Annotated in this window: 17 protein-coding genes and 1 pseudogene; 5 read left to right on the forward strand and 13 right to left on the reverse strand. The window is 63.5% G+C overall.

The window, feature by feature from the left end:
• Nucleotides 1–45: 45 nt before the first annotated feature.
• The 3 genes from MAXJ12_RS05265 (at nucleotide 46) to MAXJ12_RS34980 (ending at nucleotide 4607) form a co-directional block, all read left to right on the forward strand.
• Nucleotides 46–1179: an efflux RND transporter periplasmic adaptor subunit gene (locus tag MAXJ12_RS05265; RefSeq protein ID WP_008834742.1), complete on the forward strand. Its 1134-nt coding sequence runs from the start codon at nucleotides 46–48 to the stop codon at nucleotides 1177–1179.
• A 3-nt stretch (nucleotides 1180–1182) separates the two neighbouring features.
• Entirely contained in the window at nucleotides 1183–4350 is a 3168-nt protein-coding gene (locus MAXJ12_RS05270; RefSeq protein ID WP_008834743.1) for an efflux RND transporter permease subunit, read from the forward strand.
• A 98-nt stretch (nucleotides 4351–4448) separates the two neighbouring features.
• The gene (locus MAXJ12_RS34980; RefSeq protein WP_008834744.1) at nucleotides 4449–4607 is read left to right on the forward strand and encodes a DUF3309 family protein; all 159 of its coding nucleotides are present in this window, start codon (nucleotides 4449–4451) and stop codon (nucleotides 4605–4607) included.
• 60 nt (nucleotides 4608–4667) lie between these two features.
• Here MAXJ12_RS34980 and MAXJ12_RS05280 read toward each other — a convergent pair whose 3' ends face one another.
• The 11 genes and pseudogenes from MAXJ12_RS05280 to MAXJ12_RS05330 form a co-directional block, all read right to left on the reverse strand.
• On the reverse strand, nucleotides 4668–5846 hold the full coding sequence (locus tag MAXJ12_RS05280; RefSeq protein WP_008834745.1) for an MFS transporter: 1179 nt from the start codon (nucleotides 5844–5846) through the stop codon (nucleotides 4668–4670).
• 146 nt (nucleotides 5847–5992) lie between these two features.
• On the reverse strand, nucleotides 5993–9451 hold the full coding sequence (gene pyc, locus MAXJ12_RS05285) for a pyruvate carboxylase (RefSeq protein ID WP_008834746.1): 3459 nt from the start codon (nucleotides 9449–9451) through the stop codon (nucleotides 5993–5995).
• Nucleotides 9452–9593: 142 nt separating this feature from the next.
• Entirely contained in the window at nucleotides 9594–10709 is a 1116-nt protein-coding gene (locus MAXJ12_RS05290) for a branched-chain amino acid ABC transporter substrate-binding protein (RefSeq protein ID WP_008834747.1), read from the reverse strand.
• Nucleotides 10710–10855: 146 nt separating this feature from the next.
• Nucleotides 10856–11203, reverse strand: a complete 348-nt coding sequence (locus tag MAXJ12_RS05295) for a DUF6867 family protein (protein WP_008834748.1) — start codon at nucleotides 11201–11203, stop codon at nucleotides 10856–10858.
• A gap of 91 nt (nucleotides 11204–11294) precedes the next feature.
• On the reverse strand, nucleotides 11295–12023 hold the full coding sequence (locus tag MAXJ12_RS05300; RefSeq protein WP_008834749.1) for an ABC transporter ATP-binding protein: 729 nt from the start codon (nucleotides 12021–12023) through the stop codon (nucleotides 11295–11297).
• Complete coding sequence (locus tag MAXJ12_RS05305; RefSeq protein ID WP_008834750.1) at nucleotides 12023–13453, reverse strand: ATP-binding cassette domain-containing protein; 1431 nt, start codon at nucleotides 13451–13453, stop codon at nucleotides 12023–12025. The genes MAXJ12_RS05300 and MAXJ12_RS05305 overlap by 1 nt, the downstream gene beginning before the upstream one ends.
• The gene (gene livM, locus MAXJ12_RS05310) at nucleotides 13453–15021 is read right to left on the reverse strand and encodes a high-affinity branched-chain amino acid ABC transporter permease LivM (protein WP_008834751.1); all 1569 of its coding nucleotides are present in this window, start codon (nucleotides 15019–15021) and stop codon (nucleotides 13453–13455) included. Before livM ends, MAXJ12_RS05305 begins: the two co-directional genes overlap by 1 nt.
• A gap of 4 nt (nucleotides 15022–15025) precedes the next feature.
• Nucleotides 15026–15928, reverse strand: coding sequence for a branched-chain amino acid ABC transporter permease (locus MAXJ12_RS05315; protein WP_008834752.1), 903 nt, complete (start codon nucleotides 15926–15928; stop codon nucleotides 15026–15028).
• A 332-nt stretch (nucleotides 15929–16260) separates the two neighbouring features.
• Nucleotides 16261–17262, reverse strand: a complete 1002-nt coding sequence (locus tag MAXJ12_RS05320; RefSeq protein ID WP_008834753.1) for a 4-hydroxyproline epimerase — start codon at nucleotides 17260–17262, stop codon at nucleotides 16261–16263.
• A gap of 7 nt (nucleotides 17263–17269) precedes the next feature.
• Nucleotides 17270–18529: an NAD(P)/FAD-dependent oxidoreductase gene (locus MAXJ12_RS05325; RefSeq protein WP_008834754.1), complete on the reverse strand. Its 1260-nt coding sequence runs from the start codon at nucleotides 18527–18529 to the stop codon at nucleotides 17270–17272.
• A gap of 214 nt (nucleotides 18530–18743) precedes the next feature.
• Nucleotides 18744–19728, reverse strand: a pseudogene (locus MAXJ12_RS05330) (dihydrodipicolinate synthase family protein).
• A 107-nt stretch (nucleotides 19729–19835) separates the two neighbouring features.
• On the opposite strand from MAXJ12_RS05330, the gene MAXJ12_RS05335 reads away from it, so the two are divergent.
• Nucleotides 19836–20480, forward strand: coding sequence for a GntR family transcriptional regulator (locus MAXJ12_RS05335; RefSeq protein WP_280113315.1), 645 nt, complete (start codon nucleotides 19836–19838; stop codon nucleotides 20478–20480).
• Nucleotides 20481–20486: 6 nt separating this feature from the next.
• On the opposite strand, the gene MAXJ12_RS05340 is transcribed toward MAXJ12_RS05335, so the two are convergent.
• Nucleotides 20487–20789, reverse strand: coding sequence for a hypothetical protein (locus MAXJ12_RS05340; RefSeq protein WP_008834756.1), 303 nt, complete (start codon nucleotides 20787–20789; stop codon nucleotides 20487–20489).
• A gap of 227 nt (nucleotides 20790–21016) precedes the next feature.
• Nucleotides 21017–22513, reverse strand: coding sequence for a CoA-acylating methylmalonate-semialdehyde dehydrogenase (locus tag MAXJ12_RS05345; protein ID WP_008834757.1), 1497 nt, complete (start codon nucleotides 22511–22513; stop codon nucleotides 21017–21019).
• Nucleotides 22514–22773: 260 nt separating this feature from the next.
• On the opposite strand from MAXJ12_RS05345, the gene MAXJ12_RS05350 reads away from it, so the two are divergent.
• Nucleotides 22774–23568, forward strand: a 795-nt coding sequence (locus tag MAXJ12_RS05350; RefSeq protein WP_008834758.1) for a LysR family transcriptional regulator, incomplete at its 3' end; no start/stop codon positions are given.

The following is a 23568-nucleotide window of genomic DNA, read 5'->3' on the forward strand; positions in this document are numbered from 1 at the left end:
GCCTTGCAGGACGCGGTCTGGCCAGCCCGACAACGGAAAACGGTAATGTCGAAATTCAGGTTCCACAAGCTTGCCGCGTTAGTCGTGCTCGCGGGCTTCGCGGCCTGGATGGGCACGGGGGAATTTTCCTCGGTCGGCAGTGCCGCCAATGAAGACCAGGCCAAGACGGAAGCCGCCGAGCAGCCGGCAGCGCCGTTGCGTACGGTTGCTGTGGTGACGCCGCCGCGCGTGCAGCATGCGCGCGCGATCCGCATTTCGGGCAAGACCGATGCGGAGAAGCGTGTCACGCTAGCCACCCGCGTCATGGGTGTCATAGAGAGTTTGCCGGTGAAACAGGGCCAGCGCGTCGAGCGCGGCGACCTGATCATGCGTCTGGATGCTCGGGACAAGGAAGCAGCGGTCCGGATGGCCGAAAGCGTGGTCGCGCAGCGGCAGGCCGAGGCTGAAGCCGCCGAACGGCTGGTGGGGGGCGGCAACGCGCCCAAACTCCAGGCCGACCAGGCCCGCGCCGCGCTGGCTACGGCCACGTCGCAACTGGAGAGCGCCAAGGCCGAGCTTGCCCAGTACGAGATGTATGCACCCTACAACGGTGTCGTGGACCGGGTTCCCGTCCAACCCGGCAGTACCATCCTGGCGGGAGCCGAGGTGGCGACGCTGATCAATCTCGACCCGTTGCTCGCCATCGGCGAGGTGAGCGAACGCGATCTGCGCTACCTGAAGATCGGCGACAAAGCGGAGATCCGGCTGGTCGACGGCACGACCGTGCAGGGCACGCTGCGTTACATCAGCCGCGATGCTTCGTCCGCCACGCGCACGTACCGCATCGAGGTGGCAATTCCCAACGAGAACAAGGAACTGCCGGCGGGCATGACGGCTGAGATAAAACTGCTCGCCGAGTCCACCGACGCCGTGGCGCTGCCGCGTTCGGTGGTCACACTCTCCGGCGCCGGCGATCTGGGCATCCGCGCCGTCGACAAGGATGACAAGGTTGTGTTCTTCCCGATCGATCTCGTCGACGACACGCCGAACGGACTGCTGCTCGGGGGTATCCCGGCTGATGCCCGCATCATCGTCGCCGGACAGGACCTCGTCACCGAGGGCGATACGGTCAAGGCCGTGGAAGCCGACCAGGAGACGATCAACAAGCTCGTCGGCGAAGCCCAAAGCGGGACCCAATAGCCAATGGATATTGTCAAACTCGCGATACGCAATGCGCGTCTGACGCTCTCGGTACTTCTGTTCATGGTGATCGCGGGAGCGCTCGCCTATCAGTCGGTGCCCAAGGAAGCGGAACCCGACGTCGCCATTCCGATCATGTATGTGAGCCTCGTCTACCAGGGGATCTCGCCGGAGGATTCCGAACGCCTGCTGCTCAGGCCGGTGGAAGCGCAGCTGAAGAATCTCAAGGGACTGAAGGAGATGAAGTCCGCCGCCTATGAAGGCGGCGGATACGTTCTGGTTGAATTCGATCCTTCGACCGATCTCGGCGATGCCCTCATCGACACCCGCAACAAGGTGCAGGACGCGAAACGCGATCTGCCGGAAGGCGTCGAGGAACCAACCGTAAACGAGGTCAACATCTCGGAATTCCCCGTCCTCGTCGTGACCTTGTCGGGCAATGTGCCCGAGCGGGCGCTGACGACCGCGGCCAAGGCCTTGCGCGACCGCATCGAGGAAGTTCCCGGCGTGCTCGAGGGCGTCATCCAGGGATCGCGCGAAGAGCTTGTCGAAGCGATCATCGATCCGGCCAAGCTGTCGTCCTACGGGCTGCAGCTCGAGCAACTGATCCAGGGCATCGGCGCGTCCAACAGCCTGGTTGCCGCCGGCGCGATCGAAGGCTCCGAAGGCAAGTACGCCATCAAGATTCCGGCTCTGATCGAGACGCCGCTGGACGTAGCCAACCTGCCAGTCGTGACCGGGCCTAACGCCGTGGTGCGCGTGCGGGATCTCGCTTCGGTCCGTTCCACCTTCAAGGACGCGGAAACGATCACGCGGCTCGACGGCAAGCCGGCCATCGCCATCGAAGTCAAGAAGCGCATCGGCGCCAACGTGGTCGAAACGATCGAAGGCGCCAAGAAGGTCGCCGACGAGTTCGTGAAGAGCATGCCGGAAGGCACCGAGGTCACCTACACGCAGGACAAGTCCGTTTTCGTCAAGCAGCTCCTCAACGATCTGCAGAACCACGTCATGATCGCGGTGATCCTGGTCTTCATCGTCATCCTCTACGCGCTGTCGGGCCGCGCATCCCTGCTTATCGGCCTCGCCATTCCGTCCTCCTTCCTGATGGGCATCCTTGCGCTGGCGCTGATGGGATACACGATCAACATGATCGTGCTGTTCAGCCTGATCCTTGCGGTAGGCATGCTGGTCGACGACGCGATCATCGTGACGGAGTTCGCCGAGCGCCGCATGTCGGAGGGTATGCCGAAGGAGCAGGCATTCGAACTCGCCGCCAAGCGCATGGCCGGCCCGGTCATCGCCGCGACCATGACCCGCATAGCGGCGTTCTCGCCGCTGCTGTTCTGGCCGGGCATTATCGGCGACTTCATGAAATATCTGCCGATCACGCTGATCGTCACGCTGGCCGCCTCGATGGCTTACGCGCTGATCTTCGCGCCGACGCTGGGCGCTCTGTTCGCCAAGGCGCCGGTGTACGAAGAGGGTGAACAGCGCGACGGCTACTACATGGCGGTCGTCAAGCGCGCCGTGCATTACCCCAAGACAGTGCTGGTGCTGACGGTTGCGCTGTTGGTTGCAGTGCCGGTCGCCTATTCCAAATACGGCGCAGGCGTCGAGTTCTTCCCGACGGTCGAACCCGATTACGGCCTGCTCTACGTGCATGCGCGCGGCAATCTGTCCCTCGGTGAGATGGATGTCGCCACGCGCGAGGCGGAAAGCCGCATCCTCGGCTGGCCGGGCATCACGTCTGTCTACACCCGCGTCGGCAAGACGCGAGGCGGCGGCGCCGACATTCCAGAAGACGTCATCGGGGTGATCCAGTACGAATTCGTCGACTGGCGCGAGCGCAAGTCCGCGCATCAGATCCTGGACGAATTGCGCGTGGCGATGGCTGGCATTCCCGGCGTCGATGTCGAGGTCCGTGTGCCGGACGCAGGCCCGCCGACTGGAAAGCCCATTCAGGTGCAGCTCTCGGCGGTCGATCCCAAAGGCCTGAACGAGAAGGCGGCCGAAGTCGCGGCGGCGGTCAAGCGGGTTCCTGGCGTCATCGATGTTTCTGATGGCTTGCCGCCGCCCGGCATCGACTGGGCGCTGGAAGTCGACCGCTCCAAGGCTGCGCTATACGGCATCAGCCCGGCGTCCGTCGGCACCGTCGTGCAGCTCGTCACGACAGGCCTGAAACTGACCGACTATCGGCCGGCCGGGGTTGACGATGCGGTGGACATCCGCCTGCGCCTGCCCGAGGACCGCCGCACCCTGGCGACGCTCGATCAGCTCCGGATAGAGACGGCGCAGGGTTCCGTGCCGATTTCGAACTTCGTCTCGCGCAAGCCGGAGAGGACCACGGGCATCCTGAACCGTATCGACGGCAAGCGAACGATCACCATTCAGGGCAATGTCGCCTCCGGTTTCCAGGTAGCGGCCGTCCAGGCCGAGGTCTCCAATGTCGTCGGCGGCACGGCCTTGCCCGGCATCGACTGGAAGCTGGCCGGTTCGAACGAGGACAGCGAGGAGGCCAGCGCCTTCCTGACCAACGCTTTCGGCGCGGCGATCTTCCTGATCTTCATCGTGCTTCTGGCGCAGTTCAACAAGTTCACCAGCGTGCTGCTCGTGCTTTCCTGCGTCATCATGGCGACGATCGGCGCGCTGCTCGGCATGATGCTGACCGGCCAGGCTTTCGTGATCGTGATGTCGGGTATCGGCGTCATCGCGTTGGCCGGCGTCGTCGTCAACAACAACATCGTGCTGATCGACACCTACGATCGGCTGCGCGAGGAGGGCTGGAGCAAGTACGACGCCGTGCTTCAGACCTGCCGCGAACGCGCCCGTCCGGTGGTGCTGACGGCGCTGTCGGCCATTCTCGGCGTGCTGCCCATCGCATTCGGCCTCGGGCTGGAGATTTTCCATCACGAGACGACGATCAATGCGCCCTCGACCCAGTGGTGGATCGCGCTGTCGTCGGCGATCGTGTTCGGCCTGTCCTTCGCGACGGTGCTGACGCTGATCGTGACGCCGTCAATGCTGATGGTGTTCACCCGCGAGACCCACAAGAAGGGCAGGCGCGGCTGGATTGCACGGCTGTTCCGCCGCGGCGGCAAGGCCGAAACGCCGGCCACCGTCGAGCCGGTCGCCGTTCCGGGCGATGTCGCTTTCCCGAAAGCCGCGGAGTAGGCGCAAGCCACGGTAGCAGTTTAAGAGCCCCGCCGGGAACCGGCGGGGCTAATTGCGCATTGTTGTCTCATTGCAACACCCGCTCCGAGGGACATGCCATGACACTGACGACCATTTTGATCATCATTCTCATTCTTATCCTGATCGGCGCCGTGCCCGCGTGGCCGTATTCGCGCAGCTGGGGCTATGGTCCCTCCGGCATCGTCGGACTTATTCTGGTGGTGCTCCTGATCCTGCTTCTGATGGGGCGGATCTGACGTAGTCAAAAGCGAAACAGGCGCCGCAGCGGCGCCTGTTTCGTTTGTCGTTCGCTGAATTTATTCGGCTGGTTGCGCCGGCGCGAAATCGGCCGTGCGCGCCAGCCCAGCCATCAGGCAGACGACGATCAGAAGGCCAGACAAAGCGATGAACACCGGCCCAAAGCCGGTGCGTTCGCCGACGAAGCCAATGGCCGAGGGCGCGACGAGCAGGCCTGAATAGCCCATCGTCGTCACCACGCTCATGCCCGCGCCTGCAGACGTGCCCGGCTGGTTGCCGGCGGCCGAAAACGCGATCGGCACCATATTGGCGACGCCGAGGCCGCAAAAGGCGAAGGCGGCGATGGCCAGCCACGGCCAGGGCGACAGGCCCGCAACCAGCATGCCCGCTGCCGCGATCAGGCTGGATACGCGCAGCGTCGTCACCGCCCCGAAACGGTTCCGGACCGCATCGCCGAGGAAGCGAATGATTGCCATGGTGCCGGCGAAGAAAGCGAAGGCGAAGCCGGCGGTGGCGAGGTCGGCGCCCAGTTCCTGCTGCAGATAGAGCGCTGCCCAGTCGAGCACCGCGCCTTCCGGCACCATCGAGAACAGCGCCACAACGCCTATCAGATAGATTAGCGGGTTTTTCGGCAGTGAGAATTTGTGATGCTCGTGGGCCAGGGCCTTCGGCTCGGCGACGAGTCTGGGAAGCGCCCACGCCATGACCACGAGCGCGACGGCTGTCACCGCGGCGGCATGTGGGAGATGGCCGTAGGTCTGGATGGCGATGCCGCCAAGGCCGCCGCCGGCGAAGCCACCGAGACTCCAAAAGCCGTGCGACGAGGACATGATCGCGCGGCCGAGCCGCTTCTCGACCTCGACCGCATTGGCGTTCATGGCGACATCCATGCCGCCGATCAGGCCGCCGAACAGGAACATCGCGAGAGCGGCGAGCGGCAGATTGGGCGCGGCGGCGACGACCAGCAGGCCGAATGCGCCGATGGCGCCGAACCAGCGCACCACCGGCCGCGAACCATAATGCGAGATCAGAGGTCCGCACGAGGTCATTGCCGTGATCGCGCCCGCACCAAAAAGCAGGATAAGCAAGCCGAGCGTGAATTCGCTGATGCCGAGGCGGGTCAGGAACACCGGAATCTGCGGCGCCCAGCTTCCGGTGAGGAAGCCGTTGACGAAGAACACCGCGCCGACCGCCCAGCGGGCCCGGATTGCGGTCGCGATACGGTTGGTGGCGTCCATGGCGAATTCCGGCGTTGGAGGGGCGCGGCGGAACCTAAATCGGTTTAGGGCGGAGTCAACCTGAAGATGCGGTCAAATGTTGGGCCAAGAGGGACCAGTGACCTCGTCCCCATGGAGAAGGGGAGAAGGGATTGTCTGCGCCGGCGCTACCCAAAAACCACCAGCAGGTCCTTGGCGTCAATCTGGTCGCCGGCCTTGACCAGCACTTCGGCGATCTCCCCGTCGCGCTCGGCGTGGAGCGCGGTTTCCATCTTCATCGCCTCAATGGACAGGAGCACGTCGCCAGCCTTCACCCCCTGTCCCGCTGCCACGGCAAGGGCCGAGACGACGCCCGGCATCGGCGCGCCGACATGCGCCTCATTGCCCGGCTCGGCCTTGCGTCGCGCTCTCGAAGCCGAAGCGCCGTGGACGCGGTCCGGCACCTTGATGCGTCGCGGCTGGCCGTTGAGCTCGAAGAACACCGTGACCATGCCCTTGTCGTCGACCTCGCCGATGGCGAAGCAGCGGATGACCAGCGTCTTGCCCTTCTCGATGTCGACGAAGATCTCATCCTGCGGCTTCATGCCGTAGAAATAGACCGGCGTCGGCAGAACGCTGACCGGGCCGTAGGTCTCCTGCACGCCGCAGAAGTCTGAAAACACTTTCGGGTACATCAGCCAGGAAGCGAATTCGTATTCGCTGAGCTTGCGCTCCACCCTGTCCTCGATCTCCTTGCGGCTGGCCTTCAGGTCGGCGGGTTTGAGCAGCGAGCCCGGCCGCACGGTGATCGGCTTCTCACCCTTCAGCGCCTTCTTCTGCAGGGCGGCGGGCCAGCCGCCGGGCGACTGGCCGAGATCGCCGCGCAGCATGGAAACGACCGAATCCGGAAAGGCGATGTCCCTGGCCGGGTTTTCGACATCGGCGACGGTCAGGTCCTGGCTGACCATCATCAGCGCCATGTCGCCGACGACCTTGGAGGACGGCGTCACCTTGACGATGTCGCCGAACATGCGGTTGACGTCGTGATAGGTCTGAGCGACCTCGTGCCAGCGGGTTTCCAGCCCGAGCGAACGCGCCTGCTCCTTGAGATTGGTGAACTGGCCACCAGGCATTTCGTGCAGATAGACCTCCGAGGCAGGGCCCTTCAGATCACTCTCGAAGGCTGCATACTGGTTGCGCACGGCTTCCCAGTAGAAGGAGATGCGGCGGATCCATTCCGGGTCAAGGCCCGGGTCGCGTTCATCGCCTCGCAGCGCCTCGACGATTGAGCCCAGGCAGGGCTGGGACGTGTTGCCGGAGAAGGAATCCATAGCTGCATCTATGGCGTCGACGCCGGCCTCGACCGCGGCAAGCACGGTTGCGGCCGAAAGGCCGGACGTGTCGTGGGTGTGGAAATGCAGTGGCAGGTCCGTCGCCTCGCGCAGCGTCTTGAACAGCACTTTGGCGGCGGCAGGCTTCAGCAGCCCCGCCATGTCCTTGATCGAGATGATGTTGGCGCCGGCGGCTTCGAGTTCCCTGGTCAGCCCGACATAGTATTTCAGATCGTATTTGGCCCGGTTCGGGTCGAGAAGGTCGCCGGTGTAGCAGATCGCCGCCTCGCAGAGCTTCCCTTCGCTCAGCACCGCGTCCATCGAGATCCGCATGTTCTCGACCCAGTTCAGGCAATCGAAGACGCGGAACAGGTCGATGCCGCCCCTGGCCGCCTGCTTGACGAAGTGCTGCACGACATTGTCGGGATAGTTCGTGTAGCCGACGCCATTGGCCCCGCGCAGCAGCATCTGGAGAAGCAGGTTAGGCGCGCCCTCGCGCACCAGCGAAAGCCGCTCCCACGGATCCTCAGTCAGGAAGCGCATGGAGACGTCGAAAGTCGCGCCGCCCCAGCATTCGAGCGACAGCAGCCGGGGCAGGGCACGGGCATAGGTTCCGGCTATGCGGGCAATGTCGTAGGTGCGCACCCGGGTGGCGAGCAGCGACTGATGCCCGTCGCGCATGGTCGTGTCGGTGACCAGCACCTCCTTCTGCTCGCGCATCCAGGCCGCGAACTTTTCCGGGCCTAGCGTCTCGAACCGCTGTTTGGTCCCGCCCGGGATTGTCCCGTTCAGATATGGCACGACGGGCGCGGCGGCATCGACCTTGGGCATCGGCCGGCCGCGTGTTTCGGGGTGGCCGTTGACGGTCACGTCGGCCAGATAGTTGAGCAGCTTCGTCGCCCGGTCCTGCCGCTTCACCTGCGCGAACAGTTCAGGCGTAGTGTCGATGAACCTAGTCGTGTATGAATTGTCGTGAAAACTCGGATGCGTGATGATCGCTTCGAGGAAGGTGAGGTTGGTCGCCACGCCGCGGATGCGGAACTCGCGCAAAGCGCGGTGCATGCGCGCGATCGCCTCCTGCGGCGTCGGCGCCCAGGCGGTTATCTTTTCCAGCAGCGGATCGTAGAAGCGGGTGATGACCGCGCCGGAATAGGCGGTGCCGCCGTCGAGACGGATGCCGAAGCCGGTGGCGCCGCGATAGGCGGTGATGCGGCCGTAGTCGGGGATGAAGTTCTGTTCGGGGTCTTCGGTGGTGATGCGGCACTGCAGCGCATGGCCGTTCAGCCTGATCTCATCCTGCGACGGCACGCCCGATTCCGGCGTGCCGATGGCGAAGCCGTCGAGGATGTGGATCTGCGCCTTGACGATATCGATGCCGGTCACCTGCTCGGTGACGGTGTGCTCGACCTGGATGCGCGGATTGACCTCGATGAAGTAGAACTTGCCGCTGTCGGCATCCATCAGGAACTCGACCGTGCCGGCGCCGATATAGTCGGTCTCGCGCGCAATCTTCAGCGCGTAGTCGCAGAGCTCCTTGCGCCGGGCCGCGTCGAGATAGGGGGCCGGCGCGCGCTCGACGACCTTCTGGTTGCGGCGCTGGATGGAGCAGTCGCGTTCGAACAGGTGGACGGCGTTGCCGTGCGTGTCGCCGAGGACCTGGACCTCGACATGGCGGGCGCGTTCGATCAGCTTTTCGAGATAGACCTCGTCCTTGCCGAAGGCGGCCCTGGCCTCGCGCTTGCCTTCCGTCACTTCGCGGGCGAGATCGGCCTCGGAGCGGATGGCGCGCATGCCGCGCCCGCCGCCGCCCCATGAAGCCTTCAGCATCACAGGGTAGCCGATCTGGGCGGCGAGCTTCTTCACCGCCGCCATGTCGTCGGGCAGCGGCTCCGTTGCCGGCACCACCGGCACGCCGACTTCGATGGCGAGGTTGCGCGCCGCCACCTTGTTGCCGAGGCGGCGCATGGTTTCGGGCTTCGGGCCGATGAATACCAGCCCGTTCTCGGCGCAGGCCTCCGCGAATTCCGGGCTTTCCGAAAGCAGGCCATAGCCGGGGTGGACGGCGTCGGCCCCCGAGAGTTTCGCGACCCGGATAACCTCCTCGATCGAAAGATAGCTCTCGATCGGCCCCATATCCTTCGCCAAATGCGGGCCGCGGCCGACCTGGTAGGATTCGTCGGCCTTGAACCGATGCAGCGAATATTTGTCCTCTTCCGCCCAGATCGCCACGGTTTTCAGGCCGAGCTCGTTGGCGGCCCGGAAAACCCGGATGGCAATTTCGGAACGGTTGGCGACGAGGATCTTGGCTATGGGCACGGGCGCACTCCGACGGGAAGGTACCTTCCTGCTTACCGCCAAAATGCTGCACTGCAAACTTTTGTTTCGGGCAAACACTCAGCGGCGCAATAAAAAATGCCCGGCGCAAGCGCCGGGCATCCTGGAGATGTGCCTTGTCGGCTTACATCTCGACGTAGGTGTACTTGCCGTCGTCACCCTTCTTCCACTCGTACATCACGTAGTCCGGACGGGTGATGTCGCCCTTTTCATCGAAGCCGAGCTCGCCGATCGCCGTGGTGAACGGTCCCGAAGCTTTGAGGGCCTCTGCGACTTTCATCGGATCGTTCTCGCCGGCCTTGCCCGCAGCGTCGGCGATGACCTGCACAGCCGCGTAGGAATAGAGCGTATAGGCTTCCGGCTCGAAACCGGCGGCGCGGAACTTCTCGACGAGTTCCTTGGCGTTCGGGTTCTTGCGCGGATCCGGAGCGAACGTCATCAGCGTGCCGTCGACCGCGTCGCCGGCAATCGAGGCGAGTTCGTTCGACACGATGCCGTCGCCCGACATGAAGGTAGCGTCCAGCCCCTGGTCGGCGAGCTGGCGCATGATCAGGCCGGCCTCGGTGTGCAGGCCGCCCCAGTAGACGACGGTGACGCCGGCTTCCTTCATCTTGGCGATCAGCGCCGAGAAGTCCTTGTCGCCGACATTCACGCCTTCATACATGGCTTCGGTTACGCCAGCGGCGTTGGCCGCCTTCTTGGTCTCGTCGGCAAGGCCTTGGCCGTAAGGCGTCTTGTCGTGGAGGATGGCAACCTTGGCGTCCTTGAAATTGGCGGCGAGATAGTCGCCGGCAACCTTGCCCTGCTGATCGTCGCGACCGCAGGTGCGGAAGGTGTTCCAAAGGCCGCGCTCGGTGAACTGCGGGTTGGTCGAGGCAGGTGTGATCTGCAGGATGCCGTTTTCGGCATAAACCTCCGACGCCGGGATCGACACGCCTGAGTTGAAGTGACCGACAACGAACTTGACGCCATCGGCGACGAACTTGTTGGCGACCGAGATGCCCTGCTTCGGATCGGAGACGTCATCGCCGACGACGACCTTGACCTGCTCGCCGTTGATGCCGCCCGCGGCATTGATGTCGGCGGCCGCCTGCTCGGCGCCCTTCTGGAGCTGAGCGCCGAAAGCAGCGTTCGGGCCGGTGATCGGGCCAGCCACGCCGATGATGATGTCCGCCCATGCGCTGCCGCTGAACGCCACCAGGGCGGTCAGTGCAACTGCGGACAAGAGTGATTTTTTCATTGAAAGACTCCCATTAGCTGAGCGGGCTGGATGAAGCTTTCATGCGATGCCCACCCATATCGCAGAAAGCGCTACTTTGCCGATTTTCAGGCGCTTGTCACGCCGTTTCACCTCGGCAGAGAGTTACGTCTCGTTCATGATTAAGCTTAACCTTTCGGCCTCCAGCTCAGTAGCGAGGCCCGTTCATAGAGCCAGTGATACTGCGTCACCATCTGGTTGGTGCGCGTGTACTGGTAGCCGAAGATGCCGATAATCAGCAGAACGATGGTGTCGACAATGTAGTATTGCAGGCTGAACATCGTGCCGTCGAACAGCGCATGATGGATGAAGCGCACCGCGATGCCGAGCAGCAGGAGATAAAGGACGAGAGCCGGCAGCGGCCGCCAGGTCTGGGCACAGGCCCTTCCGGTCATCCAGGCCGCCCACCCACCTAGCAGGCAGGTGACGAAGAAGAACTGCCAGATCGAAGGTTCCTCGTAAAGAATTCCCTGCATTTTTCGCCAACCTCCAGACAACCCTTGGCGCTGTCTATCATTCCGGTTTCAAAGTGGCCGCGAGGGCGCTTTCCGCCCCCGCAACGTTTCTCTAGTGCCGTCCGCCCTCGAGGTAGGCGGCCCGTACATCTGGATTTGCGAGAAGCTCCACGCCTGAACCGCTGAGCGTCACATTGCCGTTGACCATAACGTAGCCGCGATTGGCGAGCTTCAGCGCGCCGAACGCGTTCTGCTCGACCAGGAACACGGTCAGTCCCTCGGTCTTGTTGAGTTCGCGGATCGCGTCGAAAATCTGCTTCACGATCAGCGGCGCCAGTCCGAGCGAAGGCTCGTCCAGCAACAGGAGCTTCGGCCGGGCCATCAGCGCACGCGCGATCGACAGCATCTGCTGCTCGCCGCCGGAAAGCGTGCCGCCGCGCTGGGCGATGCGCTCCTTGAGGCGCGGAAACAGCGTGAAAACCTTTTCGGAGTCCTCGTTGAAGTGCCTCATCTTGTCCAGGCTTGCGCCCATCTGAAGGTTTTCCATGACCGTCATGCGCGGAAAGATGCGCCGCCCTTCCGGCGACTGCGCAATGCGCATGCGGGCGATCTCGTGGGTCGGCATCTCGGTGATGTCGGTCCCGGAGAACGTGATCTTGCCGGCCCGCGCTCGCGGGCTGCCGAAGATCGTCATCATAAGCGTCGACTTGCCGGCGCCATTAGCGCCAATCAAGGCGACGATCTCGCCCTCGTTGACCGACACGTTGACGCCGTTCAGCGCGCGGATATTTCCATAGTATGTCTGCACGCCCTCGACCTGCAGAAGCGTCCTAGCAGCCATTATCGACTTCCTCCGCGCTTTCCGGTGGCAGGCTTGGCGGCCGTGGGTTTGGCGGCGCTCCTGGCAAGTTTCCTAGCCTGGCCGACCCAATCCTCGCGGGCGATGCGCCCGTCAAACGCCAGGTAGGCTTCGACCGCTTCTATGTCGGCCTTCTTCCATGCCGCTATCTGGTCGAAGTGGAAAATGCCGTGCTCGTTGAGTTTCTTCTCGTTCACGGGGCCGATGCCCTTGATCAGCGTCAGCCGGTCGGCGACGCCACCGCGCGGGGCGGTGAGTGTCTTGGAGACCGCCTTCGTTTTGGGAGCCGCGGATTTGGGCGCCTTGGCGGCTGCGGGCTTTGCCGGTGCGGCCTTGGCCTTGCCGGGTTTGGCTGCCGGGGTGGCCGCCGCTTTTGCCTTGTCGCGTGCCTCGCGGTCGTCCACCTGCTGCGCCTTGGACGCTCGTTTGGAGACGGTGATGCGTTCGCCGTCATCGTCGCTATGGCCGATCGTGTCAGACACTGAGCCAGCCATCATCGAAGACGACGCGCTCGGGCCGTGCTCCCGGTCCGGTTCCGCGTCGAACTGCTCGATGACCTGCTCGTCGCCGACCTCGATCAGCACCTCCTCGACTTCCTCGTCCTCGACGCCGAGATAGGCGGCGACGACACGCGGGTCGCTCTTCACGAAATTGGGGTTCCCGTCGGAAATCTTGCGGCCGTATTCAAGCACGACTACGTGGTCGGAAATCTGCATGACCACCGACATGTCGTGCTCGATCAGCAGGATCGACGTGCCGGTATTGTGCTTGATGTCCATCAGGAGCGCGTTGAGCGCGTGCGACTCCTTCGGGTTGAGGCCGGCTGCCGGCTCGTCCAGGCACAGAAGCTCCGGGCCGGTGCACATTGCGCGGGCGATCTCGAGACGCCGCTGCGCGCCGTAGGGCAGGTCGCCGGCGGGATCGTCGGCGCGGTCGATGAGATTGGCCTTCTCCAGCCAGAACTCCGCCAGTTCGACGGATTCGGCAGAGGCCTTGCGGTAGCCGCTGAAGCCGAAAAGACCAAGCACCGTATAGCCCGACGCCAGCATCAGCTTATTGTGCTGCGCCACCAGAAGGTTTTCCAGAAGCGTCATGCCCGAAAACAGGCGGATGTTCTGGAAAGTGCGCGCCACCTTGGCCTTGGCCGTGATCTCGTGATCGGGCATGCGTTCCAGGAGGAACTCCTGGCCGCTCCGTCCCGCCAGCCTGATCATGCCTTCGGTCGGCTTGTAGAAGCCGGTGATGCAGTTGAAGACGGTTGTCTTGCCCGCTCCGTTGGGGCCGATCAGTGCGGTGATTTGACCGCGCGCCGCCTCGAAGGACAGGTCGCCGATGGCAACCAGCCCGCCGAACTTCATCGACAGATGCTCGACCGCGAGAATCGGAGTGTTCATGGATGGTCCCGAATTCATCAGCCGTGTCCCTCCTTGGTGAAGGAACCCGATACCGATTTTCGCTTGAAGAGGAAGGCGGTGGGCTCGCGGCTGCCGACAAAACCGCGGGGCTTCCATATCATGACGATGACCATGGCCATGCCGAACAAAAGCATGCGGTAAAGTTCCGGGGTGAAGCTTGGGCCGAAGATCACCTTGAGGAAATCCAGTTCGCGCAGGATTTCCGTGCCCCCGATCATCACCAGCGCCGCAATCGCGATGCCGGTGAGCGAGCCCATCCCGCCGAGCACGACGATAGCCAGGATGATCGCCGATTCCAGGAAGACGAAGGATTCCGGGCTGACGAAGCCCTGGCGCGCCGCGAAGAACGAGCCGGCGAAGCCGCCGAACATCGCGCCCGTCGCGAAGGCGGTAAGCTTCGTGGTGGTCGTGTTGATGCCCAGCGAGCGGCAGGCGATCTCGTCTTCGCGCAGCGCCTCCCATGCGCGCCCTACCGGCATGCTGCGCAGCCGGAGCGTCACGAAGGCGGTAAGCAGCGCCAGGCCGAGGATCAGATAGTAGAGGAAGATCTTGTAGTAGGCGCCTGACTGGGCGATGTCGAACACCTTCGAGATGTAGTTCGGCGATGAAACGTCGAACGAGAACAGGCCGAAGAACGTGACTTTCGGGATTCCCGATATACCGGCAGAGCCGTTGGTCACCTCGCGCCAGTTGATCAGCACGAGGCGGATGATCTCGCCGAAGGCGAGCGTGACGATCGCCAGATAGTCGCCGCGCAGGCGCAGCACCGGGAAGCCGAGAATGACCCCCCAGAAGGCGGCCATGGCGCCGGCGGCCGGAAGCAATATCCAGAACGACCAGCCGAACTCCGTCCCGAGCAGGGCGTAGCAATAAGCGCCGACCGCATAGAAAGCGACGTAGCCGAGATCGAGCAGGCCGGCGAGGCCGACGACGATGTTCAGGCCCCAGGCGAGCATCACGTAGATCAGAATCTGGATGCCGAAATTGTCGACCCACTTCAGCGAGCCCTGGAACCCAAACGCCGCAACGATGAAGATGGGATAGAGCACCAGAATGGTTACGCCCAGCGCCGAGAAATTGGCCAGGATGAAGGTGCGGAAATAATACAGGAGCCAAGCCAGCGCATAGATGATCGCAAGGCCGCGAACCATGCCGAGATAGGCCCCTACTTGCGGGCCGACAGCCGCTGCGAGGCTGGCGCCGAAGGCGAGCAGGATAGCCGCCACGACGAGCGCCGCGATGAAGTAGGGCAAGCGGAAGAAGCGGACCGCCATGGTGTCCGGCAAAAGCCCGGTCGTGATGTCGGCGATTTTCTGCCCGGCGATAAACGGGCGGATATAGACGACCGTGACGAAGCGCCCGATCATGACCAGCGCCACGACGACGGCCAAAAGGCCCCAGCGCTGTACGATGATCAGCTCGTTGCGAATGTTCTGGTCGGTCTTCAGCCCGACGAGAAGGACAAACAGGCCGAAGGCGATGGCGCCGGCATAGAGCGCCTCGCGGATGGCTCGGGGAACCAGTTTCTCTGTTTCGACGCGGTTTGTGGAAACGGCTTGCACCATGTTGTCAGACCTTTTCCACTTCGGGCCGGCCGAGAATGCCCGACGGCAGGAAGATCAGCACGATGGCGAGGATCGAGAACGCCGCCACATCCTTGTAGTCGATGGAGAAATAGGCCGACCACATCGATTCGATGAAGCCGATCATCAACCCGCCAAGAACTGCGCCGGGGATCGAGCCGATGCCGCCGAGCACCGCCGCCGTGAACGCCTTCACTCCGGGAACGAAGCCGTCGGAGAACACCACGACGCCGTAATACATGAGGTAGAGCGAGCCGGCGACGGCCGCCAATGACGCGCCCATGATGAAGGTGATCGAGATGGTGCGATCGACGTCTACGCCGAGCAGCGCCGCCATCTTGCGGTCCTGCTCGCAGGCTCGCTGGGCGCGGCCCAGGGCCGTCTTGTTGACCAGGTACCAGAAGATGGCGAGCAGCGCGACGGTGACGAGGACGATGACGATCTGCTTTTGCGAAATGGAAATGCCGAAAATGTCGTAGACCTTGGAGATCATTGGCGGGATCGGCTTGTTGCGCGGGCCTTGGGTGACCTGCACGAAGTTCGACAGCACGATCGACATGCCGATGGCCGTGATCAGCGGCGCCAGCCGGAACGAGCCGCGCAACGGCCGGTAGGCGACCTTTTCGATCGTCCAGCTATAGAGGCTGGTGGTCAGCATCGCCACGATCATCATGATCAGCAGGAACAGCACCACTGGCAGCGAATAGAAGATCGCGGTCAGGACCAGGAAAACGATCAGGGCTACGAACGACCCGATCATGAAGACGTCGCCATGTGCGAAATTGATCATGCCGATGATGCCGTAGACCATCGTATAGCCGATCGCGATCAGCCCGTAGATCGATCCCAGCGTCAGCCCATTGACAAGCTGCTGGACGAAATATTCCATATTTAAGCGGCTCCCCTGGAACGTCGCCCGGTGGGTGCGTTCCTTGTATTGATTTCCCCTAGTCCTAAAGTTTCGAGCCCGGATTGCAATGTGATTTTGCAGCCGGACCGCCCTTCAGCGTCCTGCCCAGATTGCCTGCACTGTTCCGCATGAGGTCGCTGGACTAGGCGGCAAGCTATCATTGGCCCAACGCAATGTCTTTGACGAATCCGGAGATTCTTTTGCCTCAAATCGAAGAATCCGGCGCAGTATGTCGCCGATGCACAGTTTTGTTGCGCCCGGCGCATCAGTCTCATTTGGCCGGAGAAGCGTGAGCGGCGCATTTCCGCCGCTCATTCGACGATAAATCCATGCGCGAATGGGTCGCGATCATCGATGAAAATGGTGTTCAATCCCGTCATGCGCGCCCAGCCTCCGATCGACGGAATGATCGCGGCTTTGCCGCCTACTTCGGCCTCGCTCTCGACCCGCCCCTTGAACAGAGAGCCGATTATCGATTCATGGACGAAATCGTCACCGACCTTCAGCCTGCCCTTGGCATGTAGCTGCGCCATGCGCGCCGAAGTGCCTGTGCCGCAAGGACTGCGGTCGATGGCCTTGTCGCCGTAGAACACGGCGTTGCGCGCATGCGCGTCGGGATGCTTCGGTGCGCCGGTCCATAGAATGTGCGACAACCTGTTGATGCCCGGATTTTCGGGATGCACGAAGGAATATTGTTCGTTCAGGCGCTGGCGAAGCACTGGGCCCCAGGCGATCAAGTCGCCGGCCGAATGGTCCCCCAAATCACGATAATTCTCCTGCGGCTCGACGATGGCATAGAAATTGCCGCCATAGGCGACGTCCACCTTGAGCGGCCCGAGCATCGGGCATTCGACGGCGAGGCCTTCAGCGTAAAGGAAGGACGGCACGTTGGTGATGCGGACTTCCTCGACATATTCGCCGACCTGCCTGTACTCGGCGATCACCAGGCCCGCGGGCGTATCGAGGCGCAACACGCCGGGCTTGCGCGGCCGAACAAGGCCGTGCTCGATCGCCATGGTGACCGTGCCTATGGTGCCGTGGCCGCACATCGGCAGGCAGCCGGACGTCTCGATGAACAGGATGGCGATGTCGCAGTCGTCGCGCGTCGGCGGATAGAGGATCGAACCTGACATCACGTCATGGCCGCGCGGCTCGAACATCAGGCCGGTGCGGATCCAGTCATACTCGGCGAGAAAATGTGCCCGGCGCTCCATCATGGTCGCGCCGTTCAGGAGCGGTCCGCCGCCGGCGACCAGCCGCACCGGATTGCCGCATGTATGCCCGTCGATGCAGAAGAAGGAATGCCGCGCCATTATGTTTTCAGAACCTCTGTGCGGAAAACGGCGAAAGATCGACTGCTGGAGCCTGCCCCGAAAGCAGATCGCGGATCAAGCTTGCTGTGGCGGCGGCCTGCGTCAGGCCGAGATGGCCGTGGCCGAAGGCATAGTGAACGTTGCTGTGGTGTCTGGCCCCGCCGATCACCGGCAGTGAATCCGGCAGCGAGGGCCGGAATCCCATCCATTCGCGCCCGCCGCGCGTGTCGAGCCCGGGCAGGAATGCCTTGGCCTTCTCGAGCATCGCCTTCGAGCGGGCGTAGTTGGGCGGACGGCGCAGGCCGCCAAGCTCGACCGCCCCGCCGATACGCAGGCCGGTTTCCAGCGGAGTGACGACGAAGCCGTGACCTGAAAAGATGAGTTGGCGCTTCACGTCGAAGGCATCTGCCGGCAAGGTCGTATTGTAGCCGCGCTCGGTTTCCAGCGGAATGCGGTCGCCGAGCTGCCGGACCAGCAAATGCGACCAGGCGCCGGCCGCGAGCACCAGATGCCCGGCCTTCACGGTGCGGCCGTCGCGGAGTTGGACGACGATACCGCCTTTCGACTGCATGACGAGTCCGGCATCACCCTTCACGAAAGTCGCGCCCTTTTCCTTCGCATAGCGCCAGATCGCCTTGCCGAGAAGCTTGGGGTCGCTGACCGTCTTCCAGCCGGGGACGAAGGTGCCGCGGACAAGCCGGCCCGACAGGCCGGGCTGGAAGGCGGCGAGTTCATGCTGCCTCAGGTGCCGGTATTCTATGCCGAAGCGGTCGCGCGCGGCCCAACCGGGCAGCGAAGCCTCGAATTCCCTCTCGCTCTCATAGAGTTCGAGCGAGCCGTCCTCGCGCAACATGTCCCTTGTCGCCGATCGCGCCATCAGCGCGGCCCATTCGGTTTCGGCGAGCTTCATCATCGCCGCCTGCGCCTTGAGCCCGCCTTCGTATTTATCGGCCGCGCCGGCGCGCCAGAAGCGCACCAGCCACGGCAGAAGTTTCGGCAGATAGGCCGGCGGGATGGATAGCGGGCCTAGCGGATCGGCCAGCCACTTCGGCACTTGCCTGAGCATGCCCTTATGGGCCAGCGGCAGCACATCGGAGAAGGCAAGGGCGGCCGCATTGCCCGAACTCGTCTCCTCGCAAATGCCGGTGCGGTCGTAGAGGGTGACGTTTCGTCCGGCCTCCGCGAGGTAGGCTGCGACGCAGACGCCGATGATGCCGCCGCCGATGATGGCGATGGTGTTTGACTTCGTCACGGGCTCAGCCATCATGCTTGGAGCGATCTGAACAAATGTAGCCGCTGCCCCTCACCTTACCCTCTCCCCGTGAAGACAGGGAGAGGGGTCGCCAGCGCTGGAGCTTCTCCCTTCTTCCCCGTCTCTTACGGCGAGAAGGTGTCGGCAGGCGGATGAGGGGCAGCGCCAAACTAGTGAATCTGCTTCGCCTCGACCAAAGACCATGCCGTTCGACAAAGTACCAGCCTTCTCAAAACCTCGGCAGCGCCGGCCGGACGGCGAGCGCGTCCTTGACGATCTTCTCCACCGTTGCGCGGCGCTCGCCGGCGAGCGGAAGGCGCGGCATGCGCACACGGTCATTGGTTCCGATCGCATGCACTTCGGCAAGCTTGATGTTCTGAACCAGATAGGTCGAGACGTCGAGGTCGAGCAGCGGCCGGAACCAGCGGTAGATCGACAGCGCTTCCTCGCGCCGGCCCTGCTTCATCAGCTGGTAGATCGCTACGGTTTCGCGCGGAAAGGCGGTGACCAGGCCAGCGACCCAGCCGATGGCGCCGACCGACAGGGCCTCGAAGGCCAGATTGTCCACTCCGGTGAAGAGGTCGAAACGGTTGCCGAAGCGGTTGATGATCTCGGTCGAGCGGCGGATATCATCGGACGATTCCTTGACGGCCACGAACAGCGGATCGGACGCCAGTTCTCCCATCACATCGACAGTCACGTCGACGCGGTAGGCGAGGCGGTTGGAATAGATCATTACCGGCAGGCCGCCGGCTGCGGCCACCGCCGGCAGCGTCGCCACCGTCTCCTGCGGATTGGTGTGATAGATCGGACTTGGCACGCCCAGCAGCCCGTCGCCCCCGTCCTCCGCCCCCCGCCGTCAGCGTCGCCACCGTCTCCTGCGGATTGGTGTGATAGATCGGACTTGGCACGACCATCAGGCCGTCGGCGCCGGCCTTCGCCGCCCGCCGTGCAAGCGCTGCACCATCGCGCGTCGCCGCCTCGTTGACGGTCATCAGCACTGGCTTTCCGGCGGCGACTTTCTGCGCCGTCGCCATCACCTCGAGCTTTTCGTCGTGCGAAAGCATCGGGCCTTCGCCGAGCGAGCCCGCGACGATGATGCCGTCGCAGCCGGCCTCCATCTGCAGCGCGAAGCAGCGCTCCATCTCGGCGTGGTCGAGGCGGTCGTCCTCGGTGAATTTGGTGGTGACTGCTGGGAATACCCCGGTCCACATAGCGCTCTCTCATCAGATATATCACTGATATATCTGATGAGAAGAACCTCTGTCAATCGCTTCCGGCAGGTGATATATCAAAAATATATCAATGAGGGCTGAAGGGTTTGGAAACCGGTACTAAATCGGCGAGCGCCACGGCTTACCGCGCGCTGGAAGGCATGATCGTAACCCTCGAACTGGCACCTGGAAGCGTTGCGACCGAAGGCGCGCTGATCGAGAGGCTCGGCCTCGGCAGGACGCCTGTCCGCGAGGCGATCCAGCGGCTGGCCTGGGAAGGGCTCGTCGAGGTGCGCCCTCGCGCCGGGCTCGCCATCGCGCCGCTGCATCCCGCCGACTGGCTGCGGGTGCTCGATGCGCGCCGCGGTGTGGAAGTCGTACTGGCTCGCTCGGCTGCGCGCTATGTCACGCGCGACGCCGCGGACCGATTTCATGCGGCGGCCGTCGCCATGCAGAAAGCCGTCGCCGCGAGGGATGTCCTGGGTTTCCTGGAGGCCGACAAGGCGCTCGACGAGGCGATGGCGGGGGCGGCCGACAACCCCTTCGCCGTTCGCGTGGCAGCTCCGCTGCAGACCCATAGTCGCCGGTTCTGGTTCCGTTATCAGTCCGAGACCGGGCTTGGCGAGTCAGCCGAACATCACGTCCGGCTGATAGGCGCAATCCTCGAGAGGGATGAAAAGGCGGCCGCTCAGGAAGCCGACCGCCTTATGTCGCTGCTCCGCGGGCACGCGGAACTGTTGGCTTCACGCTAAACGGCGTCAGGCGTCTGGCAGCGCCGCCATCAGATTGCCGTCAAAGCCTTCGCCGGCCGAGAGCACGCAGCTCTTGCCGTCGGTTCCGGTCGCCAGGATGGTCCACGTACCGTTCTCCGAAACGAAGATCTCGACCACTGCATCGGGATTGATGACGCCCACCGCCTGTGCCTTCTCCTTGTATTCGTCCGAGAGTTTCTTGACGATTTCGCCGCGTTCCGCGCAGGGGACTTCAGCAGAGGCAGAAGCCAGCGGTAGCAACATCGCTGATGCGGCGGCTGCCGCGATTATGCGTAGAGTTCGTGCCATGACGCACCTCCTTCCGGCAACAAAGGATTTCCACAGTAAATCCCCGGATGCGGGTTCAAGCTGTTAATCTACCGATACTGCCTCGCAAGCTTCTCGGTTCCTCGCAAAAGAAAGCCGGATACGGCCATGGCCGTTCCATCACGGAACATAAAAAAAAGTTTTGTTCTGTTTCGTACAAAAAAGGGCCGCGCAAATGCGCAGCCCTTTTTGCATCAAAATGCTGCCCGTCAATTCATCGTGGGGATCACGAACTCCGCACCGTCCTTGATACCGGACGGCCAGCGTGAAGTCACGGTCTTGGTCTTCGTGTAGAAGCGGAACGCGTCGGGACCGTGCTGGTTCAGATCGCCGAAGGAGGAAGCCTTCCAGCCGCCGAACGTATAATAGGCGATCGGCACCGGGATCGGCACGTTGACGCCGACCATGCCGACCTGCACCCGTGAAGCGAAGTCGCGCGCGGCGTCGCCGTCGCGGGTGAAGATCGCGACGCCGTTGCCCATCTCGTGATCGTTGGCGAGCTTGATCGCGTTCTCGTAGGTCGGCGCGCGCACGACCGACAGAACCGGCCCAAAAATCTCTTCCTTGTAGATGCGCATGTCGGCGGTGACGTTGTCGAACAGGCAGCCGCCCATGTAGTAGCCGTCCTCATAGCCCTGCATCTTGAAGCCGCGGCCGTCGACGACAAGCTTGGCGCCTTCCTTGACGCCGATGTCGACATAGTTCTTGACGCGCTCGAGCGCGTCCTTGGTGACCAGCGGACCGAAATCGGCCGAGGAATCGGTCGACGGGCCGACCTTCAGGCTCTCGACGCGGGGAATGAGCTTTTCGAACAGCCGCTCCGCCGTCTCGTTGCCGACGGGAACCGCAACCGAGATCGCCATGCAGCGCTCGCCGGCCGAGCCGTAGCCGGCGCCGATCAGCGCATCGACGGTTTGGTCCATGTCGGCGTCGGGCATAATGATCATGTGGTTCTTGGCGCCGCCGAAGCACTGCGCGCGCTTGCCGTTGGCAGTGGCGCGCGAATAGATGTACTGCGCGATCGGCGTCGAGCCGACGAAGCCGATGGCCTTGATGTCCGGATCGTCGAGGATGGCGTCGACCACTTCCTTGTCGCCGTTGACGACGTTGAGGATGCCGGCCGGCAGGCCCGCCTCGAGGAACAGTTCCGCGATCCTGAGCGGCACGCCGGGGTCGCGCTCGGAGGGCTTGAGGATGAAGGCATTGCCGCAGGCGATGGCCGGCGCGATCTTCCACAGCGGGATCATCGCCGGGAAATTGAACGGTGTGATGCCGGCGACGACGCCGAGCGGCTGGCGCATCGAATAGACGTCTATGCCGGGGCCTGCGCCGTCGGTGAACTCGCCCTTCATCATATGCGGCGCACCGATGCAGACCTCGACCACTTCGAGGCCGCGCTGGATGTCGCCCTTGGCGTCCGCGATCGTCTTGCCGTGCTCGCGGGCGAGAATGTCGGCGAGGTCGTCATAGTCGCGCTGTACCAGTTCCAGGAATTTCATGAGGATGCGAACGCGGCGCTGCGGGTTGGTCGCCGCCCAGGCCGGCTGCGCGGCCTTGGCGTTCTCGACCGCGGCGCGCAGTTCCGACTTGGATGCGAGCGCCACCGTGCCGCGCACCGAGCCGTCCATGGGCTGCATGACGTTCTGCGCGCGCCCGCTCGTGCCGGCGACGCGCTTGCCGCCGATGTAATGACCGTATTCGACCATGATCTCTCTCCCTGAATTCTGTTGAGTTGCCGCATTGTCCCGCTTTGCGGCGCGCATTGCAACGCGAGTGGAAAAGCATCCGTTGTGCGGAAATTGAAGTGCCGGGGCGGAAGGGCTTTGTTTTCCGCAAAGGTCCGGTTAGCTTCGACAGGTTCAAATTATTGGATCGCTGTGCTTCATCTTCACCCACCCCCCTCTGTCCTGCCGGACAAGCGCGGCGTTCTATCCTTCCCGCAAGGGGGAGATAGAGAGGCCGTGCTATGAACTGGGATGACGTCCGCATATTCCTCGCCGTCGCCCGCGCCGGCCAGATTCTCGGTGCTGCTCGCCGGCTCGAACTGAACCACGCCACCGTCTCGCGCAGGGTCGCCGCGCTGGAAGCGGCGCTCAATACAAAACTGTTCCGCCGGCTGACCACCGGGAGCGAATTGACGCCTGCCGGCGAGCGTTTCCTCGAGATGGCGGAGCGCATGGAAGCCGACATGATCACCGCGCGCGCCGAAATCGCCGGCGAGGGCGACGAGGTTTCTGGCGCAGTACGCATCGGCGCGCCCGACGGTTTTGGCGTCGCCTTCCTCGCCGCGCGGCTCGGCCGGCTAACCGAAAAGCACCGCGAGCTGAAGATCCAGCTGGTGCCGGTGCCGCGCTCGTTTTCGCTGTCGCGCCGCGAGGCCGATATCGCCATCACCGTCGAACGGCCCACCGAAGGCCGGCTGGTGGCGGGAAAGCTGGTCGACTACACGCTCGGCCTGTTCGCCTCGCGCGCCTATGCCAAAGAGAACGGCCTGCCGCAAACGGTGGGCGAACTCGCCACGCACCGGCTGGTCGGCTATGTGCCGGACCTCGTCGCCAGCCCGTCGCTCGACTACGCCGCCGAATTCAGCCCCCGGTGGGATGCGGGTTTTGCGATCTCCTCCGCGCTGGGGCAGGCCGAGGCGGTGCGTTCAGGCGCCGGCATTGGCATCGTGCACACCTTTATCGCGCGCTCGTTGCCGGAGCTTGTGCCGATACCCGCCGCCCCGCCTATCCGCCGCGCCTACTGGCTGGGGTACCAC

The organism is Mesorhizobium alhagi CCNWXJ12-2 (genome assembly GCF_000236565.1).
GTDB classification, from domain to species: domain Bacteria; phylum Pseudomonadota; class Alphaproteobacteria; order Rhizobiales; family Rhizobiaceae; genus Allomesorhizobium; species Allomesorhizobium alhagi.

Bases quoted from the DNA above. Each gene is read 5' to 3' on its own strand.
- MAXJ12_RS05265 (WP_008834742.1), top strand. From the start codon at position 46: ATGTCGAAATTCAGGTTCCACAAGCTTGCCGCGTTAGTCGTGCTCGCG.
- MAXJ12_RS05270 (WP_008834743.1), top strand. From the start codon at position 1,183: ATGGATATTGTCAAACTCGCGATACGCAATGCGCGTCTGACGCTCTCG.
- MAXJ12_RS34980 (WP_008834744.1), top strand. From the start codon at position 4,449: ATGACACTGACGACCATTTTGATCATCATTCTCATTCTTATCCTGATC.
- MAXJ12_RS05280 (WP_008834745.1), bottom strand. From the start codon at position 5,846: ATGGACGCCACCAACCGTATCGCGACCGCAATCCGGGCCCGCTGGGCG.
- MAXJ12_RS05290 (WP_008834747.1), bottom strand. From the start codon at position 10,709: ATGAAAAAATCACTCTTGTCCGCAGTTGCACTGACCGCCCTGGTGGCG.
- MAXJ12_RS05295 (WP_008834748.1), bottom strand. From the start codon at position 11,203: ATGCAGGGAATTCTTTACGAGGAACCTTCGATCTGGCAGTTCTTCTTC.
- MAXJ12_RS05300 (WP_008834749.1), bottom strand. From the start codon at position 12,023: ATGGCTGCTAGGACGCTTCTGCAGGTCGAGGGCGTGCAGACATACTAT.
- MAXJ12_RS05305 (WP_008834750.1), bottom strand. From the start codon at position 13,453: ATGAATTCGGGACCATCCATGAACACTCCGATTCTCGCGGTCGAGCAT.
- livM (WP_008834751.1), bottom strand. From the start codon at position 15,021: ATGGTGCAAGCCGTTTCCACAAACCGCGTCGAAACAGAGAAACTGGTT.
- MAXJ12_RS05315 (WP_008834752.1), bottom strand. From the start codon at position 15,928: ATGGAATATTTCGTCCAGCAGCTTGTCAATGGGCTGACGCTGGGATCG.
- MAXJ12_RS05320 (WP_008834753.1), bottom strand. From the start codon at position 17,262: ATGGCGCGGCATTCCTTCTTCTGCATCGACGGGCATACATGCGGCAAT.
- MAXJ12_RS05325 (WP_008834754.1), bottom strand. From the start codon at position 18,529: ATGATGGCTGAGCCCGTGACGAAGTCAAACACCATCGCCATCATCGGC.
- MAXJ12_RS05340 (WP_008834756.1), bottom strand. From the start codon at position 20,789: ATGGCACGAACTCTACGCATAATCGCGGCAGCCGCCGCATCAGCGATG.
- MAXJ12_RS05345 (WP_008834757.1), bottom strand. From the start codon at position 22,513: ATGGTCGAATACGGTCATTACATCGGCGGCAAGCGCGTCGCCGGCACG.